Origin of the sequence: Promicromonospora iranensis, from assembly GCF_028994775.1 — a bacterium.
Classification (GTDB): domain Bacteria; phylum Actinomycetota; class Actinomycetes; order Actinomycetales; family Cellulomonadaceae; genus Promicromonospora; species Promicromonospora iranensis_A.
Window position 1 is genome coordinate 1 of record NZ_JAJQMN010000004.1, and the last position, 17,351, is coordinate 17,351.

Consider the following 17,351-nt stretch of genomic DNA (forward strand, 5'->3'; position numbering starts at 1 on the left):
TCCAAACTGGTCACACCGCCCTCGGCATGCGGCGTGATGTGGTCGATGTGCCGTACCGGGGCGTCGCACCACGACGTGGCACAGATCCCCTGCTCCCGGGCACGCAACAGATCCGCCAGACCCGGTGGATGGAACCGCGCCCTCGACGTCGTCGCCAGCAACCGACCGTGCGGGTCGACGTAGATCGCACGCAGCCAGGCCGCATCGGCGTCGATCCCGTGTGCGGCCAGATTCCGGGCCACCGGGGCCGGGGCGACGCCCGCGCCCGAAGGCATGCCCTCGACGACGACCCCGGGCTGGTCACCACCGGTCAGCAGTGTCTGGTCGGAGACCAGCAGATTGAGCGTGACCGGGACGTCGTCAGCATGACCCGGCCCACGGCCGGTGACTCGTTCGATCAGGGTGTCGGCCATGATCTGCCCGGTGCCCCGGTCGTCACCCGCAGCTTTGGCCACTTCGGCGTGCTTCTTCAGCTGCGCGTAAGCCTGGACACCCTGCTGCATAGGCACCAACGCGGTCAGGTACACCATCAGGTCCGGTGCCGGACGCACCGAGACACACCGCTCACCCACCGCTTTCGCGTTCCGCTTCACACACGCGTGCACGTCCAGCTCGCTGGCGAGCTCCTTGATCCGCGCGACCAATCGACGCGTCCCCATCGACGCCAACATTGCCCGGTGCGCGGGACCGCAGAGCTCTTCATCGATCCGCGCCCGGTCCTCCACACCCAGATGCGACGTCTCCCGCACCAACAACGTGGCACGCCACTGCGACAGGACCCCCGTACGCAAGGCGTCGAAGGTATGCGGCATCTGCGTGACCCACACCCGCGCCACACCCAGGAACGAGCCGCCCGCGTGCGGGCTGACCCGCAGCGCCGCACCGACCTGATTCGGCACACCACGACCACGCCGCTCCACCCGCAGACCCTGCACAGCCTCGTCGGCCTTGGTCGCCTCGTCCAACGCGACCGCCAACCGGCCCTGCACCGCAGCGATCGTGTTCTTCACCGCCTCCAGCTCACCGAGCAGATCCACCCACTCCGCCTGCACCCGCCGCGACGTCAGCCCGCCGGAGCCGGAGCCGGCACCCACGCCAGTGTCGATGTCGATGTCGGTAGCCCCTGGCAGGATCATCCCGGCCAGGTACTCCCGCACAGCCCGCACATCAGCCGCTCGCACCACCGCAGGAACGCCCCCGGAGACGGCTCCGTCGCCGGCCGGGGGCAGCACCGAGCCGGCGGGCAGTTCGCCCGCCCCAGGTGCACCTCCGGCTGGTGTCATGCCATCAACCTATCGCACACCTGTTCGCATCGCTCGTCAGACAAGCCCTCTCCGCCCACAGCAGAACGGACAGGCACGAGGCCCGGGCACCCAGCACCCAGCACCCAGCACCCAGCACCCAGCACCCAGCACCCAGCGAACGACACCACGAACGCCACACCCAGCGAACACCACCCCGAGGCCACCGCCCTACGCCCGCAGCACCGCCTCCGGCACCACGGCCCGCCGAGCGGCCTCCGCCACGATCAGGTCGGCGGTCTCCTCGGGCGTCTGCTCCCCGGAGTCCAGCCACCACCCGAGATCCCCGAGCTCCCGCCGCTGGTTCCGCGCCAAGGGAGCGACGTCGTAGTCCACGCGCGTATCGGGCGCACGCGTCGCGTTCCGGTACCGCGCCACCTCCAGGGGCGGGCACAGCACCACGAGCATGAGCGGCCGCACCCGCAACAGCCCGGCGATGAACCTCAGCTCTTCCCGCGTCTCGACGACCGTGTCGGCGACCGGCGTGAACCCGGCCTCGGCGAAGTTGGCGGCCACGGAGCACAGGTTCACCATCCGGAGCCGCAGCTGGCGCTGCCCCTCGTGCCCGGGATTCCAGCGGCCTTCCTCGTCGATCATGTTCGCGCGGCCGCTGACGACCATGATCCCGAACACGTCCCCGTCGACCCGCGCGGCACGTGGCAGCCGCTCGGCCACCAGCTGCGAGACGGTGGTCTTCCCGGCGCCCGGCGTGCCGGTGATCAACAGGCAACCGGCCATCGTTTCCTGATCAGTCACGACGCCAGCCTCGCAGGGCGCGGCAAGCCCTTAACCGGCGCCCAGCAGCCCCAGCACCCACCGCGCCCGCTCCACCATCGCGACGTCGAGGAACGTCCCGTCCTCCAGCGCGACGGCGCCCACACCCTCGGTCGCGGCGTCCCCCACCCGCGCCAGAACCTCCTGAGCCACCGCCACCTCCGACGCGGAAGGCAGAAAGGCGGCCCGGATCGTGTCGAGCTGCCGCGGGTGGATCGCCGTCCGCCCGCAGAAGCCGAGCGCACGACCGGCACGGCAGGAGTCCGCGAGCCCGTCGAGGTCCCGCACGTTCGTGTATGCCGACATGTGCGGCGGGGGCAGATGTGCGGCCCGGGCCGCGACGACGACGCGGCCGCGCGCCCAGGTGAGCCCCTCGTCGCCGTCGACCCGCAGGTCGGAGCGGAGGTCCGCCTCCCCCAGCCCCAGCGACGCGACCTGCGGCGACGCGGTCGCCAGCTCGAAGGCGCGCTCGACGCCGAGCGCCGACTCGACCAGGAGGTGCAGTGGCCGCCCGGGCAGCGCGGCGGCGAGCGCCCGCACCTCGTCGGCGGACTCGACCTTGGGTATGCGCGCGCCGACCTGGGCGGGCAGGGAGGCGACCAGAGCGACGTCGTCGGCGTGCCACGGCGTGCTCGCGTGATTGATCCGCACCTGGACCGCCCGGCCCCCGGGCCCACGAGCGAGCAGCTCCGCCGCGTTCTCGCGTGCCTCCGCCTTGCGCGAGGGCGCGACGGCGTCCTCCAGGTCGACGAGCACGACGTCGGCCGGCGAGGCCAGGGCCTTGGTCACGCGGTCGGGCCGGTCGGCCGGCACGTACAGCAGGGTCAGCGGCGTCATACCGCCCCCTCCTCCCGCAGCTCGGCGATCCGCTCGGGCGAGAACCCCAGCTCGTCGAGCACGCGATCCGTGTCCGCGCCGTGCGGGCGGCCGGTGAACTGGATGACGCCGTCGTTCTCGGAGAGCCGGAACAGCGGCCCTTGCATCAGCATCGGTCCCAGCTCGGGGTCGTCGATCTCGTGGAGGGTGCCCAGCGCCTGGAACTGCGGGTCCTCGACGATGTCGCGGGCGTCGTAGACGGGGGCGACGGCGGCCTGGGCCGCCTCGAACGCCGCGACCACCTCGTCCCGTGTCCGGAGCCCGATCCAGCTTCCGACCGCCTCGTCGAGCTCGTCCGCGTGCCGCGCCCGGTCGACGCCGCGCGCGAACCACGGCTCGTCGACCAGGTCGGGCCGGCCCACGAGCCGCACCACCCGCTCGGCGATCGACTGCGCGGACGTGGAGACGGCGACCCAGTGCCCGTCGCTCGTGCGGTACGTGTTGCGGGGCGCGTTGTTGCTGGACCGGTTGCCCGTGCGGGGCTGCGTGGTGCGCAGCTGGTCCCAGCGCGTGATCTGCGGGCCGAGCATCGCCAGGATGGGCTCCACGATCGCCGTGTCCACGACCTGCCCCTGCCCCGTGCGCTCACGCACCGACAGTGCGGTCATGATGGCGAACGCCGTGGCGAGCGACGCGACGCCGTCGGCCAGGCCGAAGGGCGGCAGGGTGGGCGGGCCGTCAGGCTCACCGGTCATCGCGGCGAACCCGCTCATCGCCTCGGCGAGCGTGCCGAACCCCGGGCGCGTGCGGTAGGGCCCGACCTGGCCGAACCCCGAGACCCGGGCGAGCACGAGCCCCGGGTTGTGGGCGGACAGCTCCTCGTAGCCCAGGCCCCAGCGTTCGAGCGTGCCGGGCCGGAAGTTCTCGATCACCACGTCCGCCCGCTCGGCCAGCGCCAGGAACACCTCGCGCCCGCCGGGCGAACCGAGGTTCGCCGTCACGGTGCGCTTGTTGCGCCCGAGGGTCTTCCACCAGAGGTTGACGCCGTCCTTCGCGGCCCCGTGCGTGCGCGACGGGTCAGGCCGGGTCGGGTGCTCCACCTTGATCACCGAGGCGCCCAGGTCGCCCAGGTGCATGGCCGCCATCGGCCCGGCGAACAGTGTGGACGCGTCCACGACGCGGAGCCCGGCCAGGGCGCCGACGGCGGGATCGCGGGAGACGGTCATCGGGCGGCCCCCGCGGCGTCCAGGTCCCACGCGCAGCGGAACCCGACGGTCGCGCTCCGGGCCAGGCCGAGGCCCGGCAGGAGGAGCTTCACCGCGTAGTCGGGGGCGTGTCGCCCGCCCTCGACGTACCAGTCCGAGTCCTCGGCGCGGTAGTCGCTGCCGCCCTTGAGCATGACGAACCGGGTGCGGCCGTCGCTGTGCTCGCTCTCGGTCCAGCTCCAGACGGCGGGGCCGGGGCGGTCCACCCCGAACAGCGCGGGCCGGGCCTCGCCCGCGAGCTGCCACTCGTCCTCGGTGGGGAGCCGCCCGCCGCGCCACGCGCAGTACGCGCGGGCGTCGTCGAGGTCCACGAAGGTCACCGGGTGGTCCTCGGTACCGGCGGCGGGGCGGCCGTCGGCCCAGTGCGCCAGGAACCGGTGCGACTCGGCGGGCGCGTGGTCCGTGGCGTCGAGGAACTCGGCGAACTGCGCGTTCGTCACCTCGCGTGCCGCGACGGCGACCGGCGCGGCGAGCACGCCGTCGCGCTGCAGCGTCCGCGCGTCGTGGAGGCGCGGCGGGAGCGGCTTCCACTCGTCGACGTACGGCGCGCCCTGGTACATCCCGGTCTCCCGGGCGCGGTGGCGCACGGTCAGCACATAGGGGCCTTCCGGCACGACGACGACGACGCCGTCCGGCGAACCGGTGCCCCGCTCGTCCGGCGCGTCGGTGGGCCCGAGGCGGCGGGCGAGCCGGTGCGGGAACCGTGCGTCGGCGTCGTGCGGCGCGTCGGCGAGGGCGTCGAGCAGGCCCGGCAGCCACGCCGGCTCCTCGGTGTCCGGGGCCAGGTGCAGCAGCGCGGCGATCCCCCGCCCGGGCACGACGACGTCCGCGGCGCCCGGCGCGTCCGGCCCGCCGGTGAGCGCGACCAGCCGCCCCGCCGACCGTTCGGGCGCGCCGGGTGCCAGCACCGGACCGGTGTGGTCGGTGTCGCCCCGGTTCACCAGGGTCCAGAGGGTCACGCCGTCGAGCTCCCACCGGGAGGCGTACACGCCGGCGGCCTCGGCCTCGGGGGCGAGCTCGGCGAGCGGCGTCCACTCGCCGTCGAGCAGCAGGTTGCCGGCCGCCCGCTGCACGGTCACCAGCCGGCGCACGGTCGCCGCGTCCCGCCGGGACCAGCCGACCCACACCCCGAACACGACCTCCCACACCATGACGCCCACCCCGTTGAGCCACGCGGACTGCAGCTCCTCGGTGTGGTCACGGTGCCAGCGGCGCACGTGGTGCTGCATGTGCCGGCGCTCGTACCAGTGCGCACGCAGCACGCCCGGCACCGGCGAGTCGGCGAAGAACTGCGCCCACGACGACGAGTGGTCCTCGATGCGCTCGACCGGAAGCTTCGACTCGCCCTCCAGGACGATCCCGGGGCGCGCCGCCTCCAGCCGCGCGACCAGCTCCGGCTCCGCCTTCTTCAGCGTGTCCAGGAAGACGCCGTCCGCCCCCAGCTCGGCGACCACGGCAGCCAGCTCGGTGAGGTCGTCGGCGCCGCGGCGGGTGCCGACGTCCCACGGGTTGTAGTCGACGAACACGTGCAGGCCGGCGTCGTGCAGCGCCGCCACGAGACCGTCCGGGCCCGTCAGGCCGGGCACGTCGCGGTAGAAGTCCCACTGGTTGCGGTCGTCCAGACCGATCACCGGGTACGCGTGCCACAGCACCACGGCGTCGAGCCCACCGAACCGCTCGCGGGCGTCGGCGAGGAACCGGCCGGGCGTGAACCGCCCCTCCTCGAACGAGTAGAGCAGCTCGTCCCAGAGCCACACCTGCGCCACCGTGCTGCACCGGGCGGCCCACGCGGCCTCGGGCCGGGCGTAGGCAGCGCCCGTGTAGCCGTGCCGTGCGCGCGCGTCCGCCCGCCAGGCCCGCAGCGTCTCGCGCCAGGCGGGCCGGTCGGCGGGTTCCGCCGGCCCGGAGAAGATCTTGGCCTCGTCGAGCGCCGCGCTCCGCTCGGGGGTCAGGTCCCCGGGCACGACCTCGGTCGGCCGGTCGATCGGCCGCGGGACGAGGGGGTCGAACGTGTAGCTCATGATGCCTCTCTCAGTTCTTCGGCCGGCTCAGCGCGGCGGCCAGCGCGGTGACGGCGCCGGCGTCGGGCACGGCGTCCTGCGCCCCCGGCCGCGTGACAGCGAGGGCTCCCGCGGCCCCCGCGAGCCGGGCGGCCTCGGCGAGGTCGACGCCGCGGGCAAGGGCGGCCGCCAGGACGCCGCAGTAGGTGTCGCCCGCACCGGTCGTGTCGACCGCCTCGACCTGGGCCGCCGGGACGCGGACGGCGGGGACGTCGCGCTCCGCGACCAGGCTGCCCAGCGCGCCGAGCGTGATCACCACGGCGGACACCCGGGCCAGCAGCGCGGCCGCGAGCGACTCCGGCTCGGCGGACGTGGACCCGCCCACCAGGTCCGCGGCCTCGTGCTCGTTGACCACGAGCACGTCGAGCTGTTCCCACACCTCGTCGGGCAGCTCGCGCGAGGGCGCGGCGTTGAGCACGAACAGGGCCCCGGCGCGGCGCGCTCCGGCGGCCGCGACGACCGCGCCCAGGGGGATCTCGAGCTGGGCCAGCACGACGTCGGCGGCGGCGATCCGCTCGGTCTGCGCGGTACCGACCCGCACGTGCGAGTTGGCCCCGGGCGCGACGACTATCGTGTTCTCGCCGTCGGGCGACACCGTGATCAGTGCGGTCCCGGTCGGGCTGTCGACCCGCTCGACGACGTCCGTCCGCACGCCGGCTCCCGCCAGCGAACCGAGCAGCAGGTCTCCCGACTCGTCCCGACCGAGCGCCCCGACGAACGTGGTGTCCGCTCCCCCGGCCCGGGCCGCGGCGACGGCCTGGTTCGCGCCCTTGCCGCCGGGCGTGCGGCGCAGGTCGCCGCCCAGGATGGTCTCGCCGCCCGCGGGGTGCCGCGGCACGTCGATGACGAGGTCGACGTTCGCCGACCCCACGACCACGACACGGCCGGCGCTCATGCGCCGCCCCCGGCGACCAGTGCCACGGTGCGCGCCGCGAGGTCGGCGATGTGCTGCTCCCCGCCCGGCAGCGATGTCGCGATCCGTCCGTGCAGGGGTCCGATCCACCGCTCCCCGATGTCACCGGAGCGCAGCGCCCCGACGACGCCGCCCACGGTCGCCGCCGCCGAGTCGGTGTCCCACCCGGCGGTGACGGCGATGGAGACGCTGGGCCCGAACTCGCCGCGGCCGGCGCTGAGCGCGAACGCGATGACCGCCGCGTTGTTCAGCACGTGCACCCAGTGCAGGTGCCCGTACTCGGCGTGGATCCGGTCCAGGCCGGCGCGCACGCCCGCCTCGCTCCCGTCGCACTCGCGTCCCAGCGAGCGCCCCAGCCGCACGGCGGCGGCCAGCCGGCTGCCCGGGGGCACGACGGCGCCCGCGGCGTCGAGCACGTCCTCCACGCCGTCGCACACCATGGCCGCCGCGGTGAGGCCCGCGGCCCACTGGGCGCCGTAGGTGCCGTTGCGGGTGTGGCTGAGCCGGGCGTCGGCCCAGGCGAGCCGGGCCGCCTCGCGGACGTCACCGGGCGAGACCCAGCCGAACAGGTCGGTCCGGATCAGCGCGCCGATCCACTCGCGGAACGGGTTGTCGTGCGTCGCCGTCTCGGGGACAGGGCGCGCGTCCAGGATGTTCCGGTAGGCCGCGCGTTCGGCGGTGAAGGTGCGTCCGGCGGGCAGGTTGTCGAGCCAGAGCTGCGCGACGTCGTCCGTGGTGAACCCCCGGCCGTGCCGCTCCAGGAGGGCGAGCGCGAGGATCGGGTAGTTCAGGTCGTCGTCCTCGGGCATCCCGTCGATGTTCTCCTCCAGCGACGTCGGTGCCGACCGGCGGTTCCAGGGCCAGCGCGCCGCGACGTCGTCGGCCAGGCCCACCGCGGTGAAGTACCGCTCGAGGGGCCACCGGCCGGTCGACCGCAGGATCTCCTCGATGCCCTCCCGCGGGATCTTCTCCACGGGCTTGCCGAGCAGGCAGCCGGCCGCACGGCCGGTCCAGGCGCCCCGCACGCGCGCGGCGTACGCGGTGTCGGGGCCGTCCGGTCCGGACGGCCGCCGCGGCAGGTCCGGAGCCGGCGGCAGCAGGGCGAGGATCTCGTCCCAGCGGTCCGGTTCCTCCGGGGCCGACGGCGCGGGCCGGGCCTCCAGCTCCGCCAGCAGCAGCCGCGCCAGGGCACGGAGCTCGGGCGTCGCGGGGACCGGCCCGGCGCCGCTCACCGCGGGTGTCGGGTCGCCGCCGGCCACTACCCAGCGGTCGCGGACGCCGGTCACGTCCTTGCCCTCGGCCGCCGACTGCACGAGCTCGTGCGTCAGCAGATCCTCGGGCTGGGCCCAGGTCAGCCTCACGCGGGCTCACCCGCCCCGACGGCGTCCAGCGCGGCCAGGCGGCCCAGCGCCCGCTCGCGGTCCGTGCGGAGGATGTCGGCGGCGGCCGATGCCATGAGCCGCCCGGTCTCCCGGATGTCCATCTTGCTCGCGGCCTCGATCTCGTCGAGCCACTCGGCGGGCACGACGCCGCTCCCACCGAGCCCTGCCGCGACGGCACCCGCCATGACGGCGATCGAGTCGGCGTCGCGCCCGTAGTTGACGGCGGCGAGCACGGCGCCGCGGTAGTCACCACGGTGCGCGAGCAGGAGCCCGAGGGCGACCGGCAGCTCCTCGATCGACTTGGTGCGCGACGGGCGGCGAGCGTCCATCGACATCTGCCGATATTCCGGTCCCACCGAGTCGTAGGGCGCCACCGCTTCCCGGACGACGCGCGCCAGCTCGCGCTCCTCGTCGTCGGTCGCCGGCGCGCGCCCGCTGGTCGAGCCGGTCGAGACCGCGTCCACGACCGCGCGGAGCGCCGCCGCGGTGCCGTCGTGCGCCACGTCGAGCGCCGCGGTGACGACGTCGTCGAGCGTGGCGCCCGGGGCGACCGACGCCGCGACCATCGCCGCGAACACGCCCGCCGCCTCCCGCCCGTAGCTGGACTGGTGGGCGCCCGTGAGGTCGATCGCCTCGGCGTACGCGCCGCGCGGGTCGCCCGCGTTCACGAGTCCGACGGGCGCCACGTACATGGCGGCGCCGCAGTTGACGACGTTGCCGACGCCCGCCTCCCGAGGGTCCACGTGCCCGTAGTGCAGCCGGGCCACCAGCCACTTCTCGGCGAGGAACACCCGCTGGAGCAGCAGCGCCGTCGACTCGAGCTCGGGGATCCAGCGGGGCTCGCCGATCATGAGCGGCACCAGGTCCTCGGCCATCGCGTACGCGTCGAGGTGCTCCCGGCGCTTCGCGTACACCTCGACGAGTGCCCTGGTCATGAGGGTGTCGTCGGTGATGTGCCCGTCGCCCTTGTGGTACGGCGCGATAGGGCGCGCGTCCTGCCAGTTCGGGTACCAGGGCCCGACGATGCCGCGTACGCGGCCCCCGTGCCGTTCCTCGATGGCAGCCGGTGTCCAGCCCTCGGTGGCGCCACCGAGGGCGTCCCCCACGGCGGCACCGGTGATCACGGCCACCGACCGGTCCTCTAACCAGCTCACGGTTGCGCTCCTTCGTCGTTCGGTCACTGTGCTCGTCGCGCGGTCACTGCGCTCGTCGTGCGGTCACTGCGTGATCTCGTCCCAGCCGCTCGTGAGCTGCTCGGCGAGCTCCGCCTCGTCGGTCTCCTGTGCCAGGTAGCGCTGGTAGGCGGGCGTGGCCACCGTGTCCTTCCACTGCGCGTAGGAGTCGGCGAACAGGTACGGCGCGGCGGTGAAGTTCTGGCCGGAGGCGAGGATCGTGCTCCAGCCGTTCTCGTCGCCGAGCTTCTCGGTCAGGGCCTCCTGGGCCGACGTCGTCGCCGGGATCAGCGCGTCCGCCTCGTTGAGCGCCGCCAGGTTCTCCGTCTGCGTGAAGAACTCGATGAACTCGGCGGACTCCTCGACGTGGCTTGAGTCGATGTTGACCGACAGCGTCTGCGGGTTGGCCGCCTGCTGCGGTCCTTCCGGACCGGCGAGCGGCGGCAGCGCCACCCAGTCGAAGTCCTTCGGCGCGTCCTTGGCGATGTTGGCGGCCTGGTAGGAGCCCTGCACGGTCATCGCCGTCTGCCCCGCGTAGAACGAGGCGATGGCCTCGGAACCCGACTGCGTCATGGTGACCGGCAGGATCGACCTGTCCTCGTACGCCATGTCGTGCACGAGCTCCGGCAGGGCCATCTCGCCCTCGCCGACGGTCAGTGTGACGTCCTCGCCGGTGCCCTCCATGTAGGTGCCGCCGAACCCGGGGGCCAGCGACATGAACGCGGCGGTGGGGCTCGACAGGCCCCAGCCGAGGCCGTAGACGTCGCCCTTCGTGGTGGCCCTGGCGATCTCGCGCAGCTCGTCCCACGTCATGGTGTCGCCGGTCGGGACCTCCACGCCGGCGTCCTCCAGGAGGGTGCGGTTCGCGAAGACCACGTACGACTGGAGCTCGGTCGGGTAGGCGATCACCTGGTCGTCGACGGTCACCGAGTCGAGGATGCCCTCGGGGATGTCCGCGCGGCGCTCGTCCGACATGAGGTCGGTGAGGTCGGCGAGGTAGCCGTCCCGCGCGAAGGACACGATGCTCGCGGCCTCGTAGTGGATGACGTCGGGCGCGGCGCCGCCGTTGAACTGGGTGATCAGCTTGTCGTAGACGCCGTCCCAGCCCGCCGGGACGATCTCGACCTGCACGTCGGGGTGCTCCGCGTTCCAGTCCTCGACGATCGACTCCGTCGCCGCGATGGCGGCCGGCTGGTCCGACAGTGCCTGGAACTTCAGCGTCACCGGGCCGTCGTCGCCCGCGTCCCCGCTGCCGCAGGATGCGAGCAGCGCGGTCGTGATCGTGAGGCATGCGGCGATGGACACTCCACGAGTCTTCATGAGTCTGCCTTTCGGAGAGGGGTGGGCGGTCATCCCTTGACCGCCCCGGCCAGGAGGCCTCCGGTGAGCTTCTTCTGCATGATCGAGAAGAAGACGATGCTGGGGATCGCGGCGAGCACGGAGCCCGCCGCGAGCGGGCCGAGCGCGACCTTGCCCTCGCCGCCGATGAACGTCGACAACGTGATGGGCAGGGTGTAGTTCTCGGGCGACTGGAGCAGGACGAGGGCGAAGAAGAACTCGTTCCAGGAGGACACGAAGCTGAACATCGCCGTCGCCACGACGCCCGGGGCCAGCAGCGGGAAGACGATCCGGCGCAGCACGACCAGGCGGCTGCCGCCGTCCATCGCCCCGGCCTCCTCGAGGTCCACGGGGATGGCGGCCACGTAGCCCTGCAGCATCCACAGCGCGAACGGCATCGTGTAGGTGGTGTGCACGAGGATCAGCCCGAGCAGGCTGTCCGTCAGGCCGATGGTCCGCAGGATGAGGAACAGCGGCAGCACCACCAGGATCACCGGGAACACCTGGCTCACGAGGATCCAGCCGACGCCGGCCGCGCGGATCGCGCCCTTGAGCCGCGCCAGCACGTAGGACGCGGGCAGCGCGATGAGGATGACGAGCGCCGTGGACACGAGGGCCACGATCGCGCTGTTCCCCGCCGAGCTCACGAGGCCCTGCCGGGCGAGCGCCTCGGCGTAGTTGTTCCAGTGCCACTCCTGCGGCAGGAGGTTCACGACGAGCGAGTTGAGCTCTGCGGACGACTTCACCGACGCCGAGACCAGCCACAGCAGCGGGAAGCCGAGGAACACGATGTAGCAGGCCAGCGCCACGTACTGGGCGGGGCGGACGAGGACGCGCATCGGCTCAGCCCTTCTTCTCGGCGCGGTCGTCGCGGAACTGCGACCGCAGGTAGACGGCGAGGAGGAGGACCACCACGACGACGAGCACGACACCCATCGCCGCCGCGTACCCGATGTTGCGGTTCTTGAACGCCTCCAGGTAGGTGAACAGCATCGGCAGCATGGTGCGGCCGCCCGGTCCGCCCTCGGTCAACACGTAGACCAGGGAGAACGAGTTGAAGTTCCAGATGAAGTTCAGCGACGTGATCGACGTGACGATCGGCCGCAGGCTCGGCATCGTCACCGCCCAGAACCGGCGCCAGGCCCCGGCGCCGTCCATCGACGCAGCCTCGTTGAGCTCGGGCGGGATCTGCTGCAGCCCGGCCAGGAGCGTCACGGTGGTCTGCGGCATGCCCACCCAGACGCCGACGACGATGACGGCGGGCAGCGCGGTCGAGAAGTCGGCGAGCCAGTTGATGTCGTCGGGCAGGCCCAGCGAGCCGAGGAACGCGTTGAGCGGCCCGGCGTTGGGCGAGTAGATCATCTTCCACATGATCGCCACGACGACGGGCGGCATCGCCCAGGGGATGAGCGCGAGCACCCGGGTGAGGCTCTGCAGCCGCAGCCCGGAGTTGAGCAGCAGAGCGAGACCCAGTGCGGCGACGAGCTGGAGCAGCGTCACCGCTATGGCCCAGGTCATCCCGATGCGGAACGAGTCCCAGAACAGCGAGTTGCCGGCCAGGCGCGTGAAGTTGTCGGCCCCGACGAACTGGTAGTCCGGCTGGCGCACGAGCTCGGCGTCGGTGAACGCCAGCAGCACGCCCATGAGCAGCGGCGCGACGGACAGCACCAGGATCGGCAGCAGGGACGGCATCACCAGCGCCGCCGCCTCCCGGCGTCGGGCACGGTCCAGGCCGCTCGGGCCGCGGCGGCGACCCGGCCGGGACGCCGGCGTCGGCGGCCGGGGCGAGGTAACGGCGGTCATCGTGCGCTCTTCTCCTTCGAAGCGGGCAGGGTCTCGGCGGGCTCGACCAGCGGGGTCGTGGACTCACGCACGGCGAGGTGCGGCCCGATGGCGATCTGCTGGGCGGGCCCGACGACGTCGCCGACCCGGTCCAGGACGAGCTGCGCTGCCGCGCGGCCACGCTCGGACGAGCCGAGGGACACGCTCGTCAGGCTCGGCTGGAAGACCCTGCCGATCTCGGTGTCGTCCATACCTGTGACGGCGACGTCGCGGGGCACGGACAGCCCCAGCTCCCCGGCGGCCCGGATGACGCCGATGGCGAGCAGGTCGTTGGCGGCCACGACGGCGTCGAAGGGTCCGGCCGCCGGGTCGCGGGACAGCAACCGGCGCGCGGCGTCGAGCCCGGCGGCGACGGTGAAGTCGTCGGCCCGCTCGGTCTCGGCGTGGTCTCCCGCGAACAGCGGGGCGCTCGTGGCGGCGTCGAACCCCCGCTGACGCGCGGCTCCGGGCGTGGTGTCCAGGGGCCCGTTGACGAACCCGATGCGGCGTCGGCCGATCTCTACGAGGTGGGCGACGGCCTGGCCGATGCCGGCCGTGGAGTCGGTGGAGACGGAGTCGATCCCCTGCCTCTCGAGCGAGCGGCCGATCACCACGACGGGCACCGGCGCCTCCTTGATCGCCTCGACGAGCACGTCGTCGGTGCGCAGCGGGCTGACGATGAGACCGTCCACGAACCCGCTGCCGAGGCTGCGGACCAGGTCGACCGTGGAGGCGACGGTGTGACCCGTCGACATGACGACCACCCGGTACCCGTGCGGCGCCAGCACCTCGTGGATGGCGGTGAGCATCTCGACGTAGACCGGGTTACCGATGTCGGCGACGGCGAACGCGACCTGGAAGGTCCGCTTCATCCGCAGCGACCGGCCGATCGCGTCGGGGCTGTAGCCCAGCTCGGCCGCGGCGGCGCGGACCCGCTCCACCATGGCCGAGCTCGCCCCGGTGCCGTGCAGCGCCCGCGACGTCGACGCGAGCGACACCCCGGCGCGCTCCGCCACCTGGATGAGGGTGGCGCGTGATGACGACACTGTCACTCCACTTCGTCGTGAGGTCTGGCGGTTCTAGATCAACTGGAAACGTTTCCAGTTTCCGACTGGGATCAGACTGGAAACGTTTCCGGTGATGCGGCCGAGTCTGGCACCACCGAGGAGGAACCGTCAAGCACCGGCTGATCGGCAGAAGGTCAGGTGGTCGGCATTCCCAACTGCCGATCACCTGACGAAATGCCGACCAGGCGGACGCGGCGGTGTCAGGCGCGCGGCCTCGAGCCGCTGCCGCCCACCAGCGCGACCACCGCGACCACCAGGCACAGCGCCCCCGTGGTCAGCAGGCCGACGGAGAAGCTGGTGCCGGCGGCGATGAAGCCGACCACGAGCGAACCCAGGCCGGTGCCGGTGTCGAACCCGATGTTCCAGACGGCGCTGGCCACGCTGCGGTCCCGGTCGGGCACTGCGGCGAACGCCGTGACCAGGGTCAGGTTCTGCAGGCTCCCGTAGGAGATACCGACGACCGTCATGCCTGCTACCAGCACGGCAGGTCCGGGGCCGCCGTCGGACAGCGACCAGGCGCACAGGACGAGGCCCCCGGCACAGAGCACGAGCAGCGGCGGGATGAACCGGCGCGGCCCGAACCGGTCGGCGGGCCCGCCGACGAGCCAGCGCGCCAGCGCCGCCGCCCCGGTGAACCCGAGCAGGCCCAGCACCGCGACCGTCGCGCCGTGCCGGAACTGCGGGGCGAAGGTCAGCAGCGCCCCGCCGGGGGTCGTGACGGCGAGCAGCACGAGCGAGGGCAGAAGGAGGGCCAGCAGGATCCGGCCGCGCCCGCGCCGTGGGCCGTCGTCGGCGTGGAGGCCGTCCCGGGCGACCGCGTCGAGGCGGCGACCCAGCGCCGCCGCGAACGGCACCGCGAGCGCCGGGAGCGCGCCGATCACGAACACCACCCGGAAGTCGACGGACTCGGCGATCCAGGCGGCGCTCGGCACGAGCACCAGCTGCGGGAGGGCGACCGCGAGCCCGTAGACGCCGATCGCGCGTCCGCGCCGGGCGGCGTCGACCAGCTCGGCAACGGCGCTCGCGCCGCATACGGTCAGGACCGCGAACCCCGCGCCACGCACCGCGGAGACGGCAAGGATCCAGGCGAGCTGGTCGGTGAGCATGAGCGCGAAGGAGGGCAGGCCGAGCAGGAGCACGCCGATGACGAGCGTGATGCGCCAGCCCCAGTGGCGCAGCGCCCAGGGCACGGTCGTCTGGACGGCGACGGTGGCGAGCATGAGGACGGCGTTCACGAGGCCGGCGCCACCCTCGTCCGCGCCGCCGTGGGTGGCCCACAGGGGCGCCGTCGGCAGCAGGAGCGCGTAGCCGGCGAATCCGAGCAGCGACACCCCCAGCAGGGCCCGCATCCCGGGGACTCGCATGATCGGTAGGTTCTGGTCGGGCTGCATGCTCACGTGGATTCACCCTACAGAGCCGGAAGCCCGCCTCACGCCGCGGTCAGGCGCTGAGCCGCCGGTAGCGCTGCAGGCGGGCGAAGCCCTGGGCGTCCGGGCGGTCGGACGGTGCCAGCACCCGTTCGAGCCGGTCCCGCACCTGGTCGGCGTCGAGGTGCATGCCGATCGCGACGAGCTCCCCGAAGCCGTCGGCGTCGCCGATGCGCCGGCTGGTCACGTGCACCGACCGGCCCACCACGTGGACGACGTAGCCGCGCAGGCTCCGGCCGGTGTCGACGACGACGCGGCCCTTGATCCGGTACGCCCCCGGCGGTGGGTCCTCGAGCAGGTCGACCAGTCGCCCGGAGCTGATCGGGCCGGGCGCGGCGACCGTGACGGCGTCGGCGTGCGCGTGGTCGTGCGCACGACCGTCGCGCAGCAGGGCCGCCAGCGGGAGCTGGTCGGGCGGGTCCTCCGCGAATGCGGCGTCGTAGACCAGGGCGGGGTCCACGCGCCCGTGCGAGGTGCGCACCACCTGGGCTGCCGGGTTGCGCTCGTGCACGCGGGCCTCGATGCGGTCGAGCGTCCGCTCGCCGTGGCCGGCGGGCAGCCGGTCCGTCTTGTTCACGACGACGAGGGACGTCACCGCGTACCGCGCGGGCGGGTCGCCGCCGGTGTCCACGGTGTCGAAGTGCTCCAGGGCGTCGACGACGTCGACCACTCCCCCGGGCCGCACCCGTTCGACGCCGCTGAACCGGATCATGCGGGACAGCGTCAGGGGGTCCGCGATGCCGCTGGCCTCGACGATCACGACGTCCAGTGCCAGGCGCGGGTGGGTCAGCTTCTCGAGCGCGGCGTCGAGCCCGCCGGCGTCCGGCAGGCAGCACAGGCAGCCGCCGGAGATGGCCGCCGGTTCGTCGATCTGGCCGGTGACCAGCCCGGCGTCGACGTTGACGTCACCGAAGTCGTTGACCACGACGCCGACGCGGGCGCCGGGCTGCTGCAGCAGGTGGTTGAGCAGCGTCGTCTTGCCGGCACCGAGATGCCCGGTCAGCGTCACCACGGGAACGCGCTCGCTCGCGACAGGCCTGCTCATCGCGCCCCTCTCCATGATTGACGGCCCTTTCCGGCCGGCCTGTAGATGATAACCGTTCTCACAGCAGCCCCGGCGGCCGGAACCCTTGCCGCCGACATCCACATCGACCGCACGTACCCGCTCGACGAGGTGCCCCAGGCTCTGGCCTTCCACGGCGAGGGCCACGCCCTCGGCAAGGTGGTGATCGACGTCGACGGCCAGGCGGATCAGGCCGGACCGCGCGCCACGGCCCAGCGGAAGGCATTCACGAGCCGGTAGCTGCCGTCCGGCCTGCGGTACGGCGCGGCGGCGGCCACGACGACCGGCGCGAGGTCCGCGATCGTCGCGTCGCGCTCGCCGAAGAGGATCCCGCGCACCAGGTCGGTGTCGTGCCGCGCGGTCCAGGGGACGGACACGACGCCGCCGTCGAGCAGCTCCCAGCCGGCACCGCGGAACACCTCGGCGAGACCTCCCTCGACGCGCAGCGGGCCATCCTCCGGCGGGTCCTCGTCGTCGGCCGCGGCGAGCGCGGTGTTGATCGCGTCCAGGTCGTTCCGTGCGCGCTCGGCCCAGCCTGCGAGTCCGAGGACGCCGCCCGGCGCCAGCACCCGTCCGGCCTCGGCGAGCGCCCGGTCCTGGTCCTCCGCGAACTGGAAGGCGTTCACGGCGAGCAAGGCGTCGAAGGTGTCGTCGTCGAACGGGAGCCGCTCGAGCTCACCGGCCCGCACGTCCACGCCCACGGCGCGGGCCCGCGCGAGCTCGACCATCCGGGACGCCGGGTCGACGCCGCTGGGCCGGGCGCCGCGCTCCTGGAGGTGTTCGAGCAGCTCGCCGGTGCCGCAGCCGACGTCGAGCACCCGGGTGCCGGAGCCGACCGCCGCGGCACGCAGCAGCGGCTCCCAGACCGGCCGCGCGAAGTCGCCCCAGTACCGGCCCCAGTCGTCGGCGACGCTGGACCAGGGGTCGTCCGGGTAGGTCGGCTGCATGTTCG

General features: G+C 73.4%; 16 protein-coding genes. 1 reads left to right on the top strand and 15 read right to left on the bottom strand.

The genetic code is table 11. The features are described 5' to 3' along the window. The 14 genes from LUU90_RS07625 to LUU90_RS07690 all read right to left on the bottom strand — a co-directional run. Positions 1-1,136 (bottom strand): HNH endonuclease (locus LUU90_RS07625; protein WP_275003207.1); only part of this gene is annotated, 1,136 nt, incomplete at its 3' end. A gap of 336 nt (positions 1,137-1,472) precedes the next feature. Then, a complete protein-coding gene (locus tag LUU90_RS07630; RefSeq protein ID WP_275002767.1) occupies positions 1,473-2,057 on the bottom strand; it encodes an AAA family ATPase in 585 nt (194 codons plus the stop codon). Between the two features lie 30 nt (positions 2,058-2,087). Then, positions 2,088-2,912, bottom strand: coding sequence for an HpcH/HpaI aldolase/citrate lyase family protein (locus LUU90_RS07635; RefSeq protein WP_275002768.1), 825 nt, complete (start codon positions 2,910-2,912; stop codon positions 2,088-2,090). Further along, complete coding sequence (locus tag LUU90_RS07640) at positions 2,909-4,117, bottom strand: CaiB/BaiF CoA transferase family protein (protein ID WP_275002769.1); 1,209 nt, start codon at positions 4,115-4,117, stop codon at positions 2,909-2,911. The genes LUU90_RS07635 and LUU90_RS07640 overlap by 4 nt, the downstream gene beginning before the upstream one ends. After that, entirely contained in the window at positions 4,114-6,177 is a 2,064-nt protein-coding gene (locus LUU90_RS07645) for an SUMF1/EgtB/PvdO family nonheme iron enzyme (protein WP_275002770.1), read from the bottom strand. Before LUU90_RS07645 ends, LUU90_RS07640 begins: the two co-directional genes overlap by 4 nt. 10 nt (positions 6,178-6,187) lie before the next feature. After that, complete coding sequence (locus LUU90_RS07650) at positions 6,188-7,111, bottom strand: ribokinase (protein ID WP_275002771.1); 924 nt, start codon at positions 7,109-7,111, stop codon at positions 6,188-6,190. Then, positions 7,108-8,490: an ADP-ribosylglycohydrolase family protein gene (locus LUU90_RS07655; protein WP_275002772.1), complete on the bottom strand. Its 1,383-nt coding sequence runs from the start codon at positions 8,488-8,490 to the stop codon at positions 7,108-7,110. The genes LUU90_RS07650 and LUU90_RS07655 overlap by 4 nt, the downstream gene beginning before the upstream one ends. Next, entirely contained in the window at positions 8,487-9,665 is a 1,179-nt protein-coding gene (locus LUU90_RS07660) for an ADP-ribosylglycohydrolase family protein (protein ID WP_275002773.1), read from the bottom strand. The genes LUU90_RS07655 and LUU90_RS07660 overlap by 4 nt, the downstream gene beginning before the upstream one ends. A gap of 63 nt (positions 9,666-9,728) precedes the next feature. After that, positions 9,729-11,003: an ABC transporter substrate-binding protein gene (locus LUU90_RS07665; RefSeq protein WP_275002774.1), complete on the bottom strand. Its 1,275-nt coding sequence runs from the start codon at positions 11,001-11,003 to the stop codon at positions 9,729-9,731. A gap of 29 nt (positions 11,004-11,032) precedes the next feature. Next, positions 11,033-11,860, bottom strand: a complete 828-nt coding sequence (locus LUU90_RS07670) for a carbohydrate ABC transporter permease (protein WP_275002775.1) — start codon at positions 11,858-11,860, stop codon at positions 11,033-11,035. 4 nt (positions 11,861-11,864) lie between these two features. Beyond that, on the bottom strand, positions 11,865-12,824 hold the full coding sequence (locus LUU90_RS07675) for a carbohydrate ABC transporter permease (RefSeq protein WP_275002776.1): 960 nt from the start codon (positions 12,822-12,824) through the stop codon (positions 11,865-11,867). After that, positions 12,821-13,888: a LacI family DNA-binding transcriptional regulator gene (locus tag LUU90_RS07680; protein WP_275002777.1), complete on the bottom strand. Its 1,068-nt coding sequence runs from the start codon at positions 13,886-13,888 to the stop codon at positions 12,821-12,823. Before LUU90_RS07680 ends, LUU90_RS07675 begins: the two co-directional genes overlap by 4 nt. Before the next feature lie 221 nt (positions 13,889-14,109). Beyond that, entirely contained in the window at positions 14,110-15,300 is a 1,191-nt protein-coding gene (locus LUU90_RS07685; protein ID WP_275003208.1) for an MFS transporter, read from the bottom strand. A gap of 49 nt (positions 15,301-15,349) precedes the next feature. After that, complete coding sequence (locus LUU90_RS07690; protein WP_275002778.1) at positions 15,350-16,381, bottom strand: CobW family GTP-binding protein; 1,032 nt, start codon at positions 16,379-16,381, stop codon at positions 15,350-15,352. A 45-nt stretch (positions 16,382-16,426) separates the two neighbouring features. Here LUU90_RS07690 and LUU90_RS07695 point away from each other — a divergent pair, with 45 nt between their 5' ends. Next, positions 16,427-16,639, top strand: coding sequence for a zinc-binding dehydrogenase (locus LUU90_RS07695; RefSeq protein ID WP_275002780.1), 213 nt, complete (start codon positions 16,427-16,429; stop codon positions 16,637-16,639). Here LUU90_RS07695 and LUU90_RS07700 read toward each other — a convergent pair. Next, a complete protein-coding gene (locus LUU90_RS07700) occupies positions 16,588-17,346 on the bottom strand; it encodes a class I SAM-dependent methyltransferase (protein WP_275002781.1) in 759 nt (252 codons plus the stop codon). The two genes, LUU90_RS07695 and LUU90_RS07700, sit on opposite strands and share 52 nt — an antisense overlap. Positions 17,347-17,351 lie beyond the last annotated feature (5 nt).